At 71.9% G+C, this 17,351-nt stretch carries 13 protein-coding genes and 1 tRNA gene; 10 read left to right on the forward strand and 4 right to left on the reverse strand.

The window, feature by feature from the left end:
- Positions 1-1,134 carry an epoxide hydrolase family protein gene (locus AC5L35_RS20415; protein ID WP_495061252.1) on the forward strand — a complete coding sequence of 378 codons (1,134 nt, stop codon included), beginning with the start codon at positions 1-3 and terminating at the stop codon, positions 1,132-1,134.
- A gap of 170 nt (positions 1,135-1,304) precedes the next feature.
- Here the strand turns inward: AC5L35_RS20415 and AC5L35_RS20420 are convergent, their stop codons facing one another.
- Entirely contained in the window at positions 1,305-2,597 is a 1,293-nt protein-coding gene (locus AC5L35_RS20420; RefSeq protein WP_495061253.1) for a competence/damage-inducible protein A, read from the reverse strand.
- Between the two features lie 83 nt (positions 2,598-2,680).
- A complete protein-coding gene (locus AC5L35_RS20425; RefSeq protein ID WP_495061254.1) occupies positions 2,681-3,673 on the reverse strand; it encodes a patatin-like phospholipase family protein in 993 nt (330 codons plus the stop codon).
- Positions 3,674-3,844: 171 nt separating this feature from the next.
- On the opposite strand from AC5L35_RS20425, the gene AC5L35_RS20430 reads away from it, so the two are divergent.
- Positions 3,845-5,137 carry a glycosyltransferase family 2 protein gene (locus tag AC5L35_RS20430; protein ID WP_495061255.1) on the forward strand — a complete coding sequence of 431 codons (1,293 nt, stop codon included), beginning with the start codon at positions 3,845-3,847 and terminating at the stop codon, positions 5,135-5,137.
- 25 nt (positions 5,138-5,162) lie between these two features.
- Here AC5L35_RS20430 and AC5L35_RS20435 read toward each other — a convergent pair whose 3' ends face one another.
- Positions 5,163-5,588 carry an acyl-CoA thioesterase gene (locus AC5L35_RS20435; RefSeq protein ID WP_495061256.1) on the reverse strand — a complete coding sequence of 142 codons (426 nt, stop codon included), beginning with the start codon at positions 5,586-5,588 and terminating at the stop codon, positions 5,163-5,165.
- Between the two features lie 207 nt (positions 5,589-5,795).
- Between AC5L35_RS20435 and AC5L35_RS20440 the strand changes: the two genes are divergently transcribed.
- The 6 genes from AC5L35_RS20440 (at position 5,796) to AC5L35_RS20465 (ending at position 13,180) form a co-directional block, all read left to right on the forward strand.
- Entirely contained in the window at positions 5,796-6,197 is a 402-nt protein-coding gene (locus AC5L35_RS20440; protein WP_495061257.1) for an STAS domain-containing protein, read from the forward strand.
- Between the two features lie 9 nt (positions 6,198-6,206).
- A tRNA-Sec gene (locus AC5L35_RS20445) sits at positions 6,207-6,302 on the forward strand.
- Positions 6,303-6,369: 67 nt separating this feature from the next.
- Complete coding sequence (fdh, locus tag AC5L35_RS20450) at positions 6,370-9,597, forward strand: formate dehydrogenase (RefSeq protein ID WP_495061258.1); 3,228 nt, start codon at positions 6,370-6,372, stop codon at positions 9,595-9,597.
- 143 nt (positions 9,598-9,740) lie between these two features.
- Positions 9,741-10,619, forward strand: coding sequence for a 4Fe-4S dicluster domain-containing protein (locus tag AC5L35_RS20455; RefSeq protein WP_495061299.1), 879 nt, complete (start codon positions 9,741-9,743; stop codon positions 10,617-10,619).
- Between the two features lie 13 nt (positions 10,620-10,632).
- On the forward strand, positions 10,633-11,721 hold the full coding sequence (gene nrfD, locus AC5L35_RS20460; protein ID WP_495061259.1) for an NrfD/PsrC family molybdoenzyme membrane anchor subunit: 1,089 nt from the start codon (positions 10,633-10,635) through the stop codon (positions 11,719-11,721).
- An 82-nt stretch (positions 11,722-11,803) separates the two neighbouring features.
- Positions 11,804-13,180 (forward strand): amidase, encoded by a 1,377-nt coding sequence (locus AC5L35_RS20465; protein WP_495061260.1) that lies wholly within the window; start codon positions 11,804-11,806, stop codon positions 13,178-13,180.
- Between the two features lie 101 nt (positions 13,181-13,281).
- Here the strand turns inward: AC5L35_RS20465 and AC5L35_RS20470 are convergent, their stop codons facing one another.
- On the reverse strand, positions 13,282-14,679 hold the full coding sequence (locus AC5L35_RS20470) for an alkaline phosphatase PhoX (RefSeq protein WP_495061261.1): 1,398 nt from the start codon (positions 14,677-14,679) through the stop codon (positions 13,282-13,284).
- Between the two features lie 671 nt (positions 14,680-15,350).
- On the opposite strand from AC5L35_RS20470, the gene AC5L35_RS20475 reads away from it, so the two are divergent.
- Both AC5L35_RS20475 and AC5L35_RS20480 read left to right on the forward strand, forming a co-directional pair.
- Positions 15,351-15,656, forward strand: a complete 306-nt coding sequence (locus AC5L35_RS20475; RefSeq protein ID WP_495061262.1) for a DUF485 domain-containing protein — start codon at positions 15,351-15,353, stop codon at positions 15,654-15,656.
- 35 nt (positions 15,657-15,691) lie between these two features.
- Positions 15,692-17,245 (forward strand): monocarboxylic acid transporter, encoded by a 1,554-nt coding sequence (locus AC5L35_RS20480; protein WP_495061300.1) that lies wholly within the window; start codon positions 15,692-15,694, stop codon positions 17,243-17,245.
- The last annotated feature ends 106 nt before the right edge of the window (positions 17,246-17,351 follow it).

Raw genomic sequence — 17,351 nt, forward strand, 5'->3', positions numbered from 1 at the left:
ATGCGCGAGTTCCAGATCAAGATCCCCGAAACCGACCTCGACGACCTGCGGGACCGCCTCGCTCGCACGCGCTGGCCAGAGGCCGCCACCGCCGACGGCTGGACGCAGGGCGTGCCGCTGGACTACGCCCGCGAGCTGTGCGACTACTGGGCCCGCCAGTACGACTGGCGGCGCTGCGAGGCCGAGCTCAACGCCCTGCCGCAGTTCCGCACCGGCCTCGACGGCGGTGGTGACGACACCGTCGAGATCCACCTGATCCACGCCCGCTCGCCGCATGCGGGGGCGCTGCCGCTGCTGCTCACCCACGGCTGGCCGGGGTCGATCGTGGAGTTCCTCGGCGTGATCGAGGCGTTGCGCAACCCGCCCGACCCGCGCGACGCGTTCCACGTGGTGGTGCCGTCGCTGCCGGGCTACGGCTTCAGCGGGAAGCCGACCGTGTCCGGCTGGGGTGTCGAGCGGATCGCCACGGCGTGGGCGCAGCTGATGGACCGGCTCGGCTACGACCGCTACGGCGCACAGGGTGGCGACTGGGGCTCGATGATCACCTCGGCGCTCGGCACGGGCGCCCCCGAGAACCTCGTCGGAATCCACCTGACGATGCCCATCGCCGCTCCCCCTCCCGAGGGTGAGGGCACCGCGCTGACCGCGTCGGAGCAGGCAGGGCTCGCCGCCCGCAAGACCTTCCAGAAGGTGGGCACCGGCTACTCCAGCGAACAGTCCACCCGGCCGCAGACGCTGGGCTACGGGCTGCTCGACTCCCCGGTGGGGCAGTGCACGTGGATCGTCGAGAAGTTCTGGGACTGGACCGACTGCGCCGGCCACCCGGAGAACGTCATCTCGCGTGACCGGCTCCTGGACAACGTGATGCTCTACTGGCTGCCCGGGACCGGAGCGTCCTCGGCGCGGCTGTACTGGGAGAGCTTCAAGCGGCGGCGGATGGACGAGGTGACGGTGCCCACCGGCGTCACGCTGTTCCCGCAGGAGCTGGTCCGGCTGCCCCGGCAGTGGATCGAGCGCCGCTACACCGACCTGCGGCACTGGAGCGAGCCCGCGACGGGCGGCCACTTCGCGTCACTGGAACAACCGGACGTCTTCGTGGACGAGCTACGCACGTTCTTCCGCACGGTCCGTTGATCGGCATGCCCTGACCTGTCGCATGCCCTGACCTGTCGCATGCCCTGACCTGTCAGCCCGGTCTGTCAGCGCTGCCCCCCGGCGCTGACCGCCGGCTGGCCTGCTCCGGGTCCGGCCGCCGCCGACGACGGCGGCCGGACCCGACCTTCGCCGCCGGGGCCACCGGAGCGTCAGCGGGCCGGGCGCGGGGCCGCCGCTCTCAGCAACAGGTGCATCCCGAGGTCGGTGGACCGCTCCCGCACGTCGGAGCGGTTTCCCGGCAGGCGCGGATCGCGGGCCAGCACGAGCCCCTCGCCGGTGGTGACGCAGAAGCAGACATAGCCGACCGGCTTGGCCGCGGTGCCCCCGTCGGGGCCGGCCACCCCGGTGATCCCGATGCCGACGTCGGCACCGAACCGCTCCCGCGCACCGTCGGCCAGCGCTCTCGCCACCTCGGGCGACACCGCCCCGTGCTCCTCGATCATCTCCGCCGGAACGCCGAGCAGCTGGGTCTTCGCGGTGTTCGAGTAGGCCACGACGCCACCGGCGACGTACGCCGAGGACCCGGGCCGGTCCACGAGCCGGGACGCGAGCATTCCACCCGTGCACGACTCGCCGGTCGCGACGGTCCAGCCGCGCTGCAGCAGCGCACGGGCGAGCAGCTCGTCGGTGGTGGTGCCGTCGGTGCTGACGAGGTGCTTCGCGTGCCGGGCCGCCAGAGCGGCGTGCAGTTCGTTGGCGAACACCGCGGCGCCGGGCTTCGGCCGCAGGTCCACCTCGAGCTCCCCGCGACGCAGGCAGGTGGTGACCTCCACCCCGGACAGGTCGATCTCGGAGTCGAACTCGCGCAGTGTCGCTGCGATCTCGGACTCCGGCAGCCCGAAGAACCGCAACGCCAGCGACTCCGCCGCCGGGACACCGCCGAGCAGCTCACGGAAGAGCGGCGACTGGAGCGCCGCAGGCCACATCCCCTGCAGCTCGCGCGGCGGTCCGGGCAGCACCACCACGAGCGGACCACCCGGCCGCGGCACCACGAGCCCCGGAGCCGTGCCGACCGGGGGCAGCGCCACAGCGCCGCGCGGCACCATCGCCTGCTTGCGGTTGGCCTCCTCGATCGCCGTGGCCGAGAACTCGGTGCGGGCCGCCCAGCGGGAGAGGATCCCGGCGATGTGCTCACGCATGTTCTCGTCGAGCACGAGGTCGACACCCGCGAAGGTCGCCACCACCTCGGCGGTGAGATCGTCCGCCGTGGGCCCGAGCCCACCGCTCGTGACGACGAGCACGCACCCCGCGTCCGCGGCGAAGCGCAGCGCGGCGGTCAGATCGTCCGGGCGATCACCCACCAGCAGCACGTGCGCGACCTCGAAGCCGAGCTCGACGAGCTCATGGGCGACCCACGGGCCGTTCCGGTCGGTGATGGCTCCGGTCAGCAGCTCGCTGCCGGTGACGACGACTGCCGCGCGCGGCCGCTCCCCTGCCTCCATGCCGACGACGTTATCCGCCGGGCGGCGATCAGGTCGGGTCGAGGAGGGTGCTGAACAACTCCGTTCGCTACGAGCCGAGTCGTTCAGCGCGCTCCGAGGTCCCGGCGTTGTGCGGCGACGGCCTCGATCGCCGCGACCGCCGACTCGTCGCCGACCCGCACCGCCTCGCCCACCCGGTCGGGGTCGACGCACAGCGCACCCATCCCGACCGATCGGGACGGCCCGATCGCGGCCAGGTGGCCGGGACCACGGCCCGGGTGCGCGGCGTCGGTGACCAGCCGGAGATCGGCGCCGTAGCGGCGGGAGCCCTGCGCGACCGTGCCCAGCCCCGGCACCAGCCGGTCGAGGGTCCGGGCCCAGAGCGAGAGTCCCGCGTCCGCGTCGGGGTGCAGGTCGTCGGTGCCGCGGCAGAGAACCACCAGCACATGGGTGGCGCCACCGCGCAGGGCCCTGGCCATCGCGAGCGGCTCACCGACCGAGCCGTCCACCCAGCGGCGGCCGCCGTAGGTCACCGGCGGACCGCACAGCAGCGGGATCGATGCGCTGGCCCGCAGTGCCTGCCGCCAGTCGGCGACCGTCTCCATCCCCGTGAGGGTGTGCGCGGTGAGGTCGCTCGCGTCGGTGGCCACGATCCGCAGCTCGGCCGCGGTGTGGCCCAGTGCGTCCCAGGACAGCGGCTTGCGGCCGTCGAGCACCTCGTGGATCAGGTGGTCGAGCGCCACCACCGGGCGGCGCGTGCCGAGCCTGCGCATGTTGATGAACGTGTCGGTGGAGAGGTCCTCCGGGTAGCTGGCGGCACACGCCGCGGCATCCCCGGTGAGGAACGCGGCGGCGCTGAACGCACCCGAGGACGCGCCGTAGACCTCGTCGAAGCCGGGAACGAGACCCGCCCGGTCGAGCGCCCGCAGCATCCCGGCGACGTAGGCACCGCGCATCCCGCCACCACCGATGACCAGCGCCACCCGGTGCTCGTCGGTGCGCGCGGCCGGCTCACTCCCCTCGGCCCGGCGGTCGAGCAGGACGCTGATCACATCCCGGTCGCCGTGGAGGAAGGGGACGATCGTCGCCGATGTCACGGGTGAAGCCTACGGCGCCGCTCGGCGCTTCTCAGTGCCACCACAGGCGTTCGGCCGCTCAGCCCGGACCGATCAACGCCAACGGGACAAGCTTCTCATCAAGGTAGACGAGTTTTCCCATAGCCTGCGCATGGACATTCCCCCTCCAGTCCAAACCTTGGAAGGCCCCGGTTGCCCCCCTGGATCGCCCCCCATTCACCGACCTGGGTCGGTGAGCTGGACCGCCGCGCCCCCGTCGCCGACCTCGCGGTCGACCCCCACTTCACCGCCGCCCGGCTGCTCGTCACCGCGGGCGGCGCCCCCGTCGGAATCGTCGAGCTACCGCTCGCCGCCGGCCGGGCCACCGCCTCCGACATCCGCACCGCACTCGAGTCACGGCTCGGCGAGGTGCCCGACCCACCCCTCCCGCCCTGGTCCACCGAGCCGATCACCGTCGTGGTGGCCACCCGAGGCCGGCCGGAGAGCCTGGAACGCTGTGTCCGCGCCCTGCTGGCAGGCGACCACACCGACATCACCGTGCTGGTGGTGGACAACGAGCCGACCGACGACAGGACGGCGTCCGTGGTGAGCCGCATCGGCGACCCCCGCGTCCGGTACGTGCTGGAGCCCCGCCGGGGTGCCTCGGTCGGCCGCAACCGCGGCCTGCAGGAGGCACGCACGGACATCGTCGCCTTCACCGACGACGACACGGAGCCCGACAAGGGCTGGGCCGGGCGCATCGCCGGGGCGTTCGCCGCCGACCCGGAGCTGGCGTGCCTGAGCGGTCCCGTGCTCGCCGCCCGCCTCACCACTGCCGAAGAGCTGGCCGCCGACAGCGCGATGGCCTGGAACAAGGGGTTCGAGCGGCGTCGCTACTCGCTGGCCGACCCCCCTGCCGACTCCGCGATCTTCCCGTTCTCCCCCGGTCTCTTCGGCATCGGCGCCAATCTGGCCGTCCGCGCCGACGTGGCGAAGGCCGTCGGCGGGTTCGACGAGGCGCTCGGCCCGGGCTCCCCCACACACGGCGGCGAGGACTGCGAGTTCCTGGTGCGTCTCATCCTGGCCGATCACGTACTCGGCTACGAACCGGCCGCCTGGGTGTGGCACCACCACCGCACCGGCCAGGCCGCCCTGCGCGTCCAGCTGGAGGGCTACGCCGTCGGGCTCGGCGGCTTCCTCACGAAGATCGCGCTGGACCCCCGGGCCCGCGCCGCCGCGGCCCGCCGGATCCCGGCCGCGGTCGCCCAGCTGCGCCGCATCTCGGAACGGGAGAGCGACGCAGGCTCCGGCATTCCGACCGGTGCGGCCGGTGCCCGCCTGCGCGGCCTGGCCACCGGCCCGTTCGCCTATCTGAGGAGCAGGCGGGTGGTGCGGCGGGCAGGCGGCCGCGTCCCACCGCTGGTGGCCCCCCGGCTGCCACTGGAGATCGAGTCCCTCTCCCTCACCACCACGCGGCAGAGCCCTCCGGATCAGGATCCCTCCTGATCGGAGTCCCGGCCGCCGCGCCGGGCTACCCGGGACCGAGCCGCTCCGGCGCTGTGGCGAGCTCGGTCAACCTCTTCTGCGGCTCCGGCAGCAACCTGCGGGTGGCGGAGTCGAGCAGCCCCATCCGGCAGGTGATCTCGGCGGCCACGGTGTCCGGCTCGCGCCGCAGCGTGTGCGCCATCTCGAACGTCTTGCCCTCCCCGAACGTCAGCCGGGAGTCGACGTCCACCAGGTCCCCGTGGCTCAGCTCCCGGAGGAACCGCACGTGGGTCTCCAGCAGCACGATGCCCATGCCGTGCTCCGTCAACCGCGTCAGGGAACAGCCGGCGGCGGTGAGGTGCTCGGTACGCGCGTGCTCCCCGTACCGGTGGTAGACGGCGTGGTTGACGTGCCCGTTGAGGTCGATCTCGTAGCTGCGGACGGCGATGCGGACGGAGAACCGATCAGGCATCCCGGCAGGATCCCTCAGCTGCCGGCGAACCCCCTCCGGACCCCTCGACGAGGACGTTTCGATCATGCAGAACCGCAGCCGCCTGTGGCCCGACCCGGTGACGGGGGTGTTGTTGTTCGCCCCTGGGGGCGCCCGTAGGGTTGAAGCGCGGTTGAGACCACAGTCCGCACCACGAGTCCACGACGCCTTTTCGAGGAGCCGGTGCGCATGAGCGGCGATTCCCCCGTCGAGCCAACGAGCGCCGACCTCGCCGACGACGAGATCGGTGAGGTCGTGCGGTTCGACGTGGTCGGGCACGGCGACGGTGTCCGCGTCATGCACGTGGTCGGCGAGATCGACACCCTCACCGCACCGGTCCTGCGCGACCGGGTCTACGAGCAGCTCGCCGACGTCTCGCTCCTCGTGCTCGACCTCACCGACGTCACGTTCCTCGGCTCCGCGGGCCTGGCCGTGCTCGTCGCCGCCAAGGACGAGGCCGAACAGCGACAGTGCCGGCTGCGACTGGTGCCCGGGTCCCGTATCGTCACGCGGGCGCTGGAGGCCACCGGCCTGCTCGCGCTGTTCGAGATCGCCGACGGGGTGCCGCAGGCGCTCGAGGCCACTCGCTAGCCTGCGTGTGGAGGCGTAAGGGCGCCTGGTGGCCCCCGCGGTCTTCAAAACCGACGTGGCCGAGCATCTCGGCCAGGCGGGTTCGATTCCCGTCCGCCTCCGCCAACTCTGCCCGACGCGGTTAACGTGGTCCCGGGGTTTCGCTCGTCGAAACCGAGGGAAAGGGGCCCACGTGGGTGTACGTGAGTTCATCGAGCTGTGGCCGGTCGTCCGCCAGCTGAGGGGTTCCGATCCCACGGCCCGCGGCGACGCCGCCCGCTCCGCCCGCAGTGAGCACCTGCGACCGCGCATCGCCGAGGCCGACCGGGTGGTCCGGTCGATCTGCCCGTACTGCGCGGTGGGGTGCGGGCAGCGCGTGTTCGTCAAGGACGAGAAGGTCATCCAGATCGAGGGCGACCCCGACTCGCCCATCTCGCTCGGCAAGCTCTGTCCGAAGGGCGCCGCATCCCAGCAGTACGTCTCCCGTCCTGACCGGGTCACCACGGTCCGGTACCGGCGGCCGGGCGGCACCGAGTGGGAGGAACTCGACCTCGGTACGGCGATGGAGATGATCGCCGACCGCGTGCTGGACACCCGGCGCCGGACGTGGCAGGACACCGACGAGGACGGCCGGCCGCTGCGCCGCACCATGGGCATCGCCCATCTCGGTGGCGCCACGCTGGACAACGAGGAGAACTACCTCATCAAGAAGCTGTACACGGCGCTCGGCGCGATCCAGGTCGAGAACCAGGCCCGTCTTTGACACTCCTCCACCGTCCCCGGTCTGGGGGCCTCGTTCGGTCGCGGCGGTGCCACGACGTTCCAGCAGGACCTCGCCAAGAGCGACTGCATCGTGATTCAGGGCTCGAACTTCGCCGAGTGCCATCCCGTCGGCTTCCAGTTCGTGATGGACGCGAAGCTGCGCGGCGCCAAGGTGATCCACATCGACCCGCGGTTCACGCGCACCAGCGCTCTGGCCGACCTGCACGTGCCGATCCGGGCCGGCTCCGACATCGCGCTGCTCGGCGCCCTGATCAACTACGTGCTGAGCGAGGGCAAGGAGTTCCGCGAGTACGTCGTCTCCTACACGAACGCCTCGTCGATCATCTCCGAGGACTACGTCGACACCGAGGATCTCGACGGCGTCTTCAGCGGCTGGGACGAGGAGTCCCACACCTACGACCCGGTGAGCTGGGCGTACCAGGACAGCGAGAGCGACGGGGACAGCCAGAGCGACGGTGATGCGGGCGACGACGAGCGGGCCGTCCACGGCGGTGAGCACCAGCGGGAGACCGCCGGTGGCGACAAGTACGGCAGCGGTGGCGCGTCGGTGGCGGAGAAGCCCCGGCGCGACCCGACCCTGCAGGACCCGCGCTGCGTCTTCCAGATCCTCAAACGCCACTACGCGCGCTACACGGCGGAGTTCGTGGAGGAGGTCGCGGGCATCCCGCAGGACACGTTCTTCGAGCTCGCCCGCGCGATCACGGAGAACAGCGGCCGCGACCGCACCACCAACTGGTCCTACGCGGTGGGGTGGACCCAGCACAGCGTCGGCGTGCAGTACATCCGGGCCGCGTCGATCCTGCAGACGCTGCTGGGCAACATCGGCAGGCCCGGTGGCGGGATCATCGCGCTGCGCGGGCACGCGTCCATCCAGGGCTCCACCGACATCCCCACGCTGTTCAACCTCCTGCCCGGCTACCTGCCGATGCCCGCGGGCGACCGGGGCGGGTCGCTCGCCGACTACATCGAGCCGGACGCCGGCAAGGCCGGGTTCTGGGGCGACATGCCCCATTACATGACCAGCCTGCTCAAGGCCTGGTTCGGCGACGCCGCCACGGCCGAGAACGAGTACGGGTTCGACTGGCTGCCGCGGCTGTCCGGCGACCACAACCACTACGCCACCGTGCTGGACATGGCCGATGGCAAGGTGCCCGGCTACATCGTCGCCGGGGAGAACCCCGCCGTCGGCAGCGCCAACGGGCGGCTGCAGCGCAAGGCGCTGGCAAAAGCCGAGTGGCTCGTGGTGCGGGACCTGTCGTGCATCGAGACCGCGACGTTCTGGAAGGACTCGCCCGAGATCGAGAACGGCGAGGTGCGCACGGAGGACATCGCCACCGAGGTCTTCTACGTGCCCGCCGCGTCGCACGTGGAGAAGGACGGGACCTTCACCAACACCCAGCGGCTGCTGCAGTACCGGCACAAAGCGGTGGAACCGCCCGACGACGCGCGCAGCGACCTGTGGTTCTTCTACCACCTCGGTCGCATCATCAAGGAGCGGCTCGCCGACTCCGACGACCCGCGCGACACCCCGATCAAGGCGCTCACCTGGGACTACGCCACCGAGGGGCCGACCGCCGAGCCGATGGCCGCCGACGTGCTGAAGGAGATCAACGGCTACGGCCCCGACGGTGAGCTGCTCACCGCCTACACGCAGCTGCGCGACGACGGGTCCACCCGCTGCGGGTGCTGGATCTACTGCGGGGTCTTCGCCGACGGCGTCAACCAGGCCGCACGCCGCAAGCCGGCGCGCGAGCAGGACTGGGTGGCCGCGGAGTGGGGCTGGGCCTGGCCCGCCAACCGGCGCCAGCTCTACAACCGCGCCTCCGCCGACCCCGACGGCAAGCCGTGGAGCGAGCGGAAGGCGCTCATCTGGTGGGACGGGGAGAAGTGGACAGGCCACGACGTGCCGGACTTCCCGCCGACCACCGCACCGGACTACGTGCCCCCGCCGGACGCGCGGTCGGGCAAGGCGCTCGCCGGTGACGACCCGTTCATCATGCAGACCGACGGCAAGGCCTGGCTCTTCGCCCCGGCCGGGCTGGTGGACGGACCGCTCCCGACGCACTACGAGCCGGCGGAGACGCCGTTCCACAACCTGTTGCATCCCCGGCACACGAGCAACCCGGCCGCGAAGCTCTACGAGAGCCCGGGCAACCGGCACCATCCGGTGGGCTCTCCGGTCTTCCCGTTCGTGCTCACCACCTACCGGCTCACCGAGCACCACACCGGCGGCGGCATGAGCCGGTTCATGCCCTACCTCGCCGAGCTGCAGCCGGAGGCGTTCTGCGAGGTCTCGCCCGAGCTGGCAGGCGAGCGGGGGCTCACCCATCTCGGCTGGGCCACCCTCGTCACGGCCCGCAGCGCAATCGAGCTGAAGGTGCTCGTCACCGAGCGGATGCAGCCGCTGCGCATCGAGGGCCGGGAGACCCACCAGATCGGGGTGCCCTGGCACTTCGGGCACAACGGCCTCGCCACCGGCGACAGCGCCAACGACCTCCTGTCGGTGACGCTCGACCCCAACGTCGACATCCAGGAGTCCAAGGTGCTCACCTGCGACATCCGGCCCGGACGGCGTCCACACGGCCCCGGGCTGCGCACACTCGTCGAGGACTACCAGCGGCGGGCGGGCCTGGCGTGACACCCCCGGAGGACCGCTGGGCGGTGGACGGCACCGACAAGCCGGGACACCCCGGCGCCCGGGCAGGCGACCCCGCTGCCGGCAGTGCCACCGATGCGAGCGCGGGGTTCGCGAGCAACGTCGGCACCGCCGTCACCACCCCGATGAGCGGGCAGAGCGAGCGCGCCTCCTACCTCGGGATGCCCGGTGAGCGGCCGCCCCGGCTGGGGTTCTTCACCGACACCTCGATCTGCATCGGGTGCAAGGCGTGCGAGGTGGCGTGCAAGGAGTGGAACCTCGTCCCGTCCGACGCGGGCCCCACCGACAGCAACCCGACCGACCTCGCCGGGCTCCGCGACATGGACCTGCTCGGCATGTCCTACGACAACACCGGTGCGCTCGGGTCCTCCACCTGGCGGCACGTCGCGTTCATCGAGACCCGCACAGCGGAGTCCCCAGCCCACCCCGCGGGTGACGTGCGCTGGCTCATGTCCTCTGACGTCTGCAAGCACTGCACGCACGCCGCGTGCCTCGACGTCTGCCCGACGGGCTCGCTGATCCGCACCGAGTTCGACACCGTCTTCGTCCAGCCCGACATCTGCAACGGCTGCGGCTACTGCGTGCCCGCCTGCCCGTACGGCGTGATCGACATCCGGCCGGGCGACGGCCGGGCCTTCAAGTGCACGCTCTGCTACGACCGCACGAAGGACGGGCTGACCCCGGCGTGCGCCCAGGCGTGCCCGACCGAGTCGATCCAGTTCGGCCCCCTCGACGAGCTGCGCGAACGAGCCGACCGGAGGCTGGCCGAGCTGCAGGGCAACGGCGTCACCGAGGCCCGGCTCTACGGCCGCGACCCCGACGACGGCGTCGGCGGCGACGGCGCCTTCTTCCTGCTGCTCGACGAGCCGGAGGTCTACGGGCTCCCCCCGGACCCGGTGGTCACCACCCGGGACCTGCCACAGATGTGGAAGCGCGCGGCATTGGCGGCGGTCGGCCTCACCGCGGCGATCGCGGGGTCGTTCCTCGGCGGGCGGTCCCGATGAAGGAGACGGGCTGATGGCGAACGGCGGTCAGGTTCCGGTCGACGTGTCCGGCAGCGGCGGCGGGGGCAGGCGCGAGCGGCGGGGTCACAAACGCATCAAGGGCTCGATGGTCCCCGAGGCGGAGTTCGTCTCCTACTACGGGCGTCCCATCCTCAAGAAGCCGACGTGGAAGAACCCCGACGTGCCGCTCTACCTGTGGGTGGGCGGCATGGCGGGGACGTCGGCGGTGGTCGCGGCGCTCGGCGACGTCACCGGCCGGCCGGTCCTGCGCCGCGGCGGCCGGCTCGTCGCCACCGGCGGAGCGATGCTGGGCACCGTCGCGCTCGTCCACGACCTCGGCCGGCCCGCACGCTTCCTCAACATGCTGCGGGTGATCAAGCCGACGTCGCCGCTGTCGATCGGCTCGTGGATCCTCAGCCCGTTCGCCGCGCTGGCGTCGGCCGCTGCGGCTTCTGAGCTCACCGGCATCGCACCGGGGCTCGGCCGGCTCGCCGGCTGGGGTGCCGCGTTCCTCGGTCCGCCCCTGGCCAGCTACACCGGCGTCCTCCTGGCAGACACGGCGATACCGGCCTGGCATGAGGCACGAGGCGAGCTGCCGGTGCTGTTCGCGGCCAGCGGCGCAGCGGCGGGCGCCGGCGCCCAGCTGGCGATCACCGGGCTCGCCGGGGCAGGCAGGCGGGAGCGCCTGCCGATGGTGCGGCTCGCCGTGGCAGGCGCCGCGGCCGAGCTCGCCGTCGGCGAGATGCTGGAGCGGCGGCTCGAGCCGATCCCGGGCAACGTCGTCGGGGCGTACCGCGAGGGGAAGGCGGCCCGGTGGAACCGGCTGTCCCGGGCCCTCACCGCCGCCGGCGGGCTGGGCGCGCTGCTCGCCGCACTGGGCGGCAGGCGCGGCCGCGTGGCCGCCGTCGCCTCCGGCGCTGCCCTCGCGGCGGGGTCGCTCGCCACCCGGTTCGCGGTGTTCGAAGCGGGGATGGCGTCGGCCGCCGACCCGCAGCACGTGATCGCCCCGCAGCGCGAGCGCAAGGCCCGTGGCGAGCAGGCGCACCACGAGGGCAGCTGGCTGGCACAGGAGGGAGCCACCTCCCCCGTCCCCCGCAGCTGACCGGGGCCGCGCGGCGTCCCGTCGGCCGACCTTTCCGGCGGGTCTACCACGGATAACCGCTGATCAGTGCGATGGTGGGGGGATGGCCCTCGACCTGACCGCGCTCACCGCGGCCGAGATCGCGGCGCGTGTGCACGACGGGCGCGTCAGCGCGGCCGACGTGGCCCGGGCCCATCTGGCCAGGATCGCCGAGTTCGAGCCCTCGGTCGGCGCGTTCCAGGAGCACGCCCCCGACCGCGTGCTCGCCGAGGCGGGAGCCGTCGACACGCGGCCCGACCGCTTCGCCTTGCCACTGGCCGGGGTCCCGGTGGCGGTCAAGGACAACATCGACGTGGCGGGCTATCCCACCCGGCACGGCTCGACGGCCACCTCCGCCGAGCCGGCACGACGCGACGACGAGCTGGTCAAGCGGCTGCGGGGCGCCGGCGCCGTCGTGATCGGCAAGACCAAGATGCCCGAGCTCGCGATCTGGGGGTTCACGCACTCGGCGTTCGGGGTCACCTGCAACCCGCTGGACCACGCACTGGATCCGGGCGGTTCGAGCGGTGGCAGCGCCGCGGCCGTGGCGGCGGGGATGGCCGTGCTGGCGCTGGGCACCGACGGGGGCGGCTCCATCCGCATCCCAGCGGCCTACTGCGGCCTGGTGGGGGTCAAACCGGGGGCGGGTGTGGTGCCGCTGCCCGGCGGAGCCGAGCAGCACTGGTGCGGGCTCACGGTCACGGGACCGATGGCCCGTACCGCGAGTGACGCCGCGTTGATGCTCGGGGTGCTCCGCGGGAACGGCGAGGCCGGGGACCCCGACGTCGCCTACGGCGGGCCCGCGCGCATCGCCCTCTCGTTGCGCCACCCGTCGCCGGTCGGGCGGCTGCACCCCGACCACAGAGCGGCCGCTGTCGGCGCGGCCGCCCGCCTCCGCGCGGGTCCGAACGGCGCCACGGTCACCCTCGCCGATCCGCCCTATCCACGCACCCTCGTGACGCAGTGGACGCGGCGCTGGCACGCGGGCATCGCCGCCGAGTTCGCCGACCTCGGCCTCCACGAGCGGGAGGTGGAGCGGCGCACCGCCACCATGGTGCGCAAGGGACGGCGGGTGCAGCGGATGCGGACGCCCGACCCGGCCGCGGCCGCCGCGTGGCGCGGCCGGTTCCTCGACTGGCTCGACGCGGGCGGCCACGACCTGCTGCTCAGCCCGGCGGTGGCCGGCCCGCCCCCGCGGGCCGGCGCCCTGCAGAACCGCCGCTACCTGCCCACCCTGCTGATGTCCGCCGCCCGCGTCCCGTACACGCAGGCGTGGAACCTGGCCGGTCTGCCCGCCGTGGTCGCCCCCGTGACCGTGCGGGGCAGACCGGTGGGTGTGCAGCTCGTGGGCCGCCCCGGCGACGAGCTCAAGCTGCTCGCGGCGGCGGCGAGCCTCGAAGGCCTCCCGGTACCCGCCACAGCAGGAGCCCCCCGCCGCTGACCCCGCCCGCCCCGCCCCCCGCATTGCAGCAAAGCCACTTTCACGCAACGTGGTTGCATGAAAGTGGCTTTGCTGCAACTGATCCGTGGGGGTGGGGCTGGTTAGTGCTGCTTCTTCCAGGGGCCCGTGATCGCGAACATGATCCCCGGGGTCTGGATGTTGCCGAACAGGATCTTCTTGTCCTGGGAGTAGACCGGGCCGGTGAACTCACTGCCGTTGCCGAGTTCGTTGCGCGCCAGCGGGAACGGGTCCCCGCCGTCGGTGACGCCGACGAGGTGCTGCACACCCTCGCCGTCCTCGGCCACGATCAGGCCGCCCCACGGGGAGACGGTGATGTTGTCCGGCCCGTCGAACGCGCCGTCCTGGTCGGGGTTGGGGTTGACGCCGAAGCGCACCTTCAGGGTGAAGGTCTCGCGCTTGGGGTCGTAGAACCACACCTGGCCGTCGTGGGGAACCGGGCTGTCCTCACGCGCGAAGCTCGTGACGATGTACGCGCCGTTGTCGGCCCACCAGGCACCCTCGAGCTTGTGCCCGCGGGTCACCTGTCCGTCGGTGAACTGCTTGCGGGTGGAGGTGGTGCGGGCGTCCCGGTCGGGCACCGTCGTCCAGGTCACGCCGTAGGTGGTGCCGATCTCCGTGGCCCGCGACAGGTCGTCGACGAAAGCGCCTGCCTTGTCGGTGCAGCGCATGGCGGCGAGCACGCCGTCGGTCGGGCCGAGCTCCCGGAGACCGCCCTTCTTCGGCTTGAACTTCTTCGGAGCCTCCCACCGGTAGAGCAGGCCGTTGGGGTCGCCCGCGTCCTCGGTGAGCAGGATGTTGCCCGACTTCGGGTCCACCACCGCGGCCTCGTGGGCGAACCGGCCGAGTGCCTTGATCGGCTGCGGGTCCTTGTTGGCCTCCTGGTCGAACGGGTCGACCTCGAAGACGTAGCCGTGGTCCTTGGTGCGGCCGCCGGAGCCGGCGAGCCCCTCGGTCTCCTCGCAGGTCAGCCAGGTGTTCCAGGGCGTGATGCCGCCGGCGCAGTTCTGGGCGGTGCCCGCGATCCCGACGAACTCGCGGACGCGCTTGCCGTCCTTGTCGGTCTCGATGATCGTGCAGCCGCCTGCGCTGCCCGGGTCGTAGGTGAAGCCCTCGATGTGCGGCACCGGCAGCGGGGTGTCGGCGAGCGCGCCGCCCAGCTCGTGGTTGTTGACGAGCACGGTGCCACCGCCCTTGCCCTTGAAGGCGCCCGTGCCGTCGTGGTTGCTGGGGGTGAACTCGCCGGACTCGAGCCGGGTCACGCCGGCCTCGGTGACGACCGAGTAGGCGAAGCCCTGCGGGAGGGCGAGGCGCTTGGCGGGGTCGGCCACCAGCGGCCCGTATCCCGCGCCTGCCGGCGCCGGTGCCGCTGCGGCGTTCGGCGCGGTGAGCAGGACCTCGCTCGCGCCCAGCAGTACCACTCCGGCACCTGCAGCGGCGGTCCCGCGCAAGAAGCCGCGGCGGGACATTCCGTTCGTCATGGATGTTCTCCCCTGTCACGTACGTGGCCGGTCGATTCACCCGACCGGGTGGTGGCCGGTCGTCACGCTCGCCGATCGACACGGCCGGGAGATGAACGAGGAGCGACACGAACGAGTCGGTCATCCGAGCGATCAGGTGACGGACCGGAACAACCAGGTGCGAGGTCCGAATACACGCGAACGCCGCGCACGGCGCTGGAGAGCCGGGTACGGTGCCGCTTCCGCGACGCCGCGAATCCCAGGTCCACCTGCGGTCGAGAGCGAGCAGCGCGCCGTCGGGTCCGGGGAGCGCATCCGCAGGCGCTCGGTCCGGATGCCGACCTCGTCCAGCCGTTTCCGGTCCCGCCGCCCGGGGACGAGGCGCGCCGGACAGTGACCTGGACCCCCGATCGGGGCTACTCCGATCGGCCTAGCCCGACCCACCTGTGATATCACCCAGCGCGACGCCTATGACTGTTGCACCGTCGCAGCAAACTCCGTCTGGAGGAACATTGACCCGAGCGACAGGTCCCCGACGTAGACACTCGACCGGGGCGGGGCGTGCCGACTACCACTATCCCGGCACACAGGCCGGAGATTTCGGGCGGGACCACCCCGGCGCCGCCCCCACCCTGTGGGGCGCCGGACCCACCGCCGAACCGGATATCGAAGAACTCCCGCCCTCGCGGCGGGTGGACTACGCGGCCATCCACTGCAGCCGTGAGTTCGCCGAGCTCCGCACCAGGCTGCGCAACTTCGTGTTCCCCATGACCTTCGCGTTCCTGGGCTGGTACCTCATCTTCGTCCTGCTGGCGGCCTACGCCCACGACTTCATGGCCAGGCGGGTCGTCGGCCTGGTCACGGTCGGCATGCTGCTGGGACTGGCCCAGTTCGTCACCACGCTGGCGATCACGTTCATCTACCACCGGTACGCCAAACGCAACCTGGACCCCCAGGTCAGACTGGTGCGCGCCCTGGCGGGAGAGGGACCGGCGTGAGCGTCGCAGCGGCCGCGACCCCGAGCGGCAACCCGATGGCGAACATCGGGGTCTTCGCGGTGTTCGCGGTGGCCACACTGGCACTCGTCTACCGGGTGAGCCGGGGCAACACCTCCACCGCGGACTACTACGCGGCCGACTCCCGGTTCACCGGCGCCCAGAACGGCATCGCACTGTCGGGCGACTTCCTGTCGGCGGCCTCGTTCCTCGGCATCGCAGGGAGCATCGCGGTGCACGGCTACGACGGGTTCGTCTACTCGGTCGGCTGGGTCGTGGCCTGGCTGGTGGGGCTCCTGCTGATCGGCGAGCTCCTGCGCAACACCGGCCGGTTCACGATGGGCGACGTCATCGCCTACCGGATGCGGCAACGTCCGGTGCGGGCCGCTGCCGCGCTCTCCACGCTGGTGATCTCGTTCTTCTACATGCTGGCGCAGATGGCCGGAGCGGGTGGGCTCGTCGCCCTGCTGCTCAACATCACCGACCGTGCGGGCCAGTCGATCGTCATCGCGATCGTCGGCCTGATCATGATCTTCTACGTGCTCGTCGGCGGGATGAAGGGCACCACCTGGGTGCAGATCGTCAAGGCCGTGCTCCTGCTGCTGTGCGTCACGACGATCACGGTGTTCCTGCTGGGCCAGTTCGGCTTCCGCTTCTCCTCGATCCTCGAGAAGGCCGTCGCCAACAACCCGCTCGGCGACGCGATACTGGCGCCGGGCACCCAGTACGGGCACAACGAGCTGGACCTCGTCTCGCTGGCACTGGCGCTCGTGCTGGGGATCTGCAGCCTGCCGCACGTGCTGATCCGGTTCTACACGGTGCCCAACGCCGTCCAGGCGCGCCGCTCGGTCGTGTGGGCCGTCTGCACGATGGTCGTGTTCTACCTGTGCACGCTGGTGATCGGCTACGGCGCAGGCGCGCTCGTCGGCTCCCCGGCCATCCTCGCGGCGCCGAGCGGCGAGAACTCCGCGGCGCCACTGCTGGCGCTGGCCATCGGCGGACCGGTGCTGCTGGGCATCGTCTCCGCGGTGGCCTTCGCGACGATCCTGGCCGTCGTGGCGGGGCTGACACTGGCCGCATCGGCGTCCTTCGCCCACGACGTGTACGCCAACGTCATCAAGCGCGGGCAGACCGACCCGCGCAGGGAGGTGCGGGTCGCCCGGATCGCCGCCGTCGTGCTCGGCGTGCTGGCGATACTCGGGGGCATCCTGGCCAACGGGCAGAACGTGGCGTTCCTCGTGGCGCTGGCGCTGGCACTGGCCGCGTCGGCGAACCTGTCGACGATCCTGTACGCGCTGTACTGGAAACGGTTCAACACCATGGGCACCCTGTGGAGCCTCTACGGCGGCCTCGGCTCGTGCCTGCTGCTGATCACGTTCTCACCGGTGACGTCGGGCAGTCCCACGTCGATCTTCCCGACGGTCGACTTCCACGTGTTCCCGCTGAACAACCCCGGCATCATCTCGATCCCGTTCTCGTTCTTCTGCGGCTGGTTCGGCACGATTCTCGGCGGGCGCAACGAGAGCTCCGACGTGCAGAAGGAGATGGAGGTCCGGTCCCTCACGGGTATCGGCGCCGACCTGCGCCAGTAGGGGGTGTCCCGCGGATCTTCAATCGCGATAGCCGCGCCCAGGCGGCCCCTGGCGACACCGCCGAACCGCCCGAATACGCCCGGTATGGGGGCGATCCAGCGGCGCC

This window comes from Pseudonocardia sp. OZ21 (assembly GCF_059359135.1).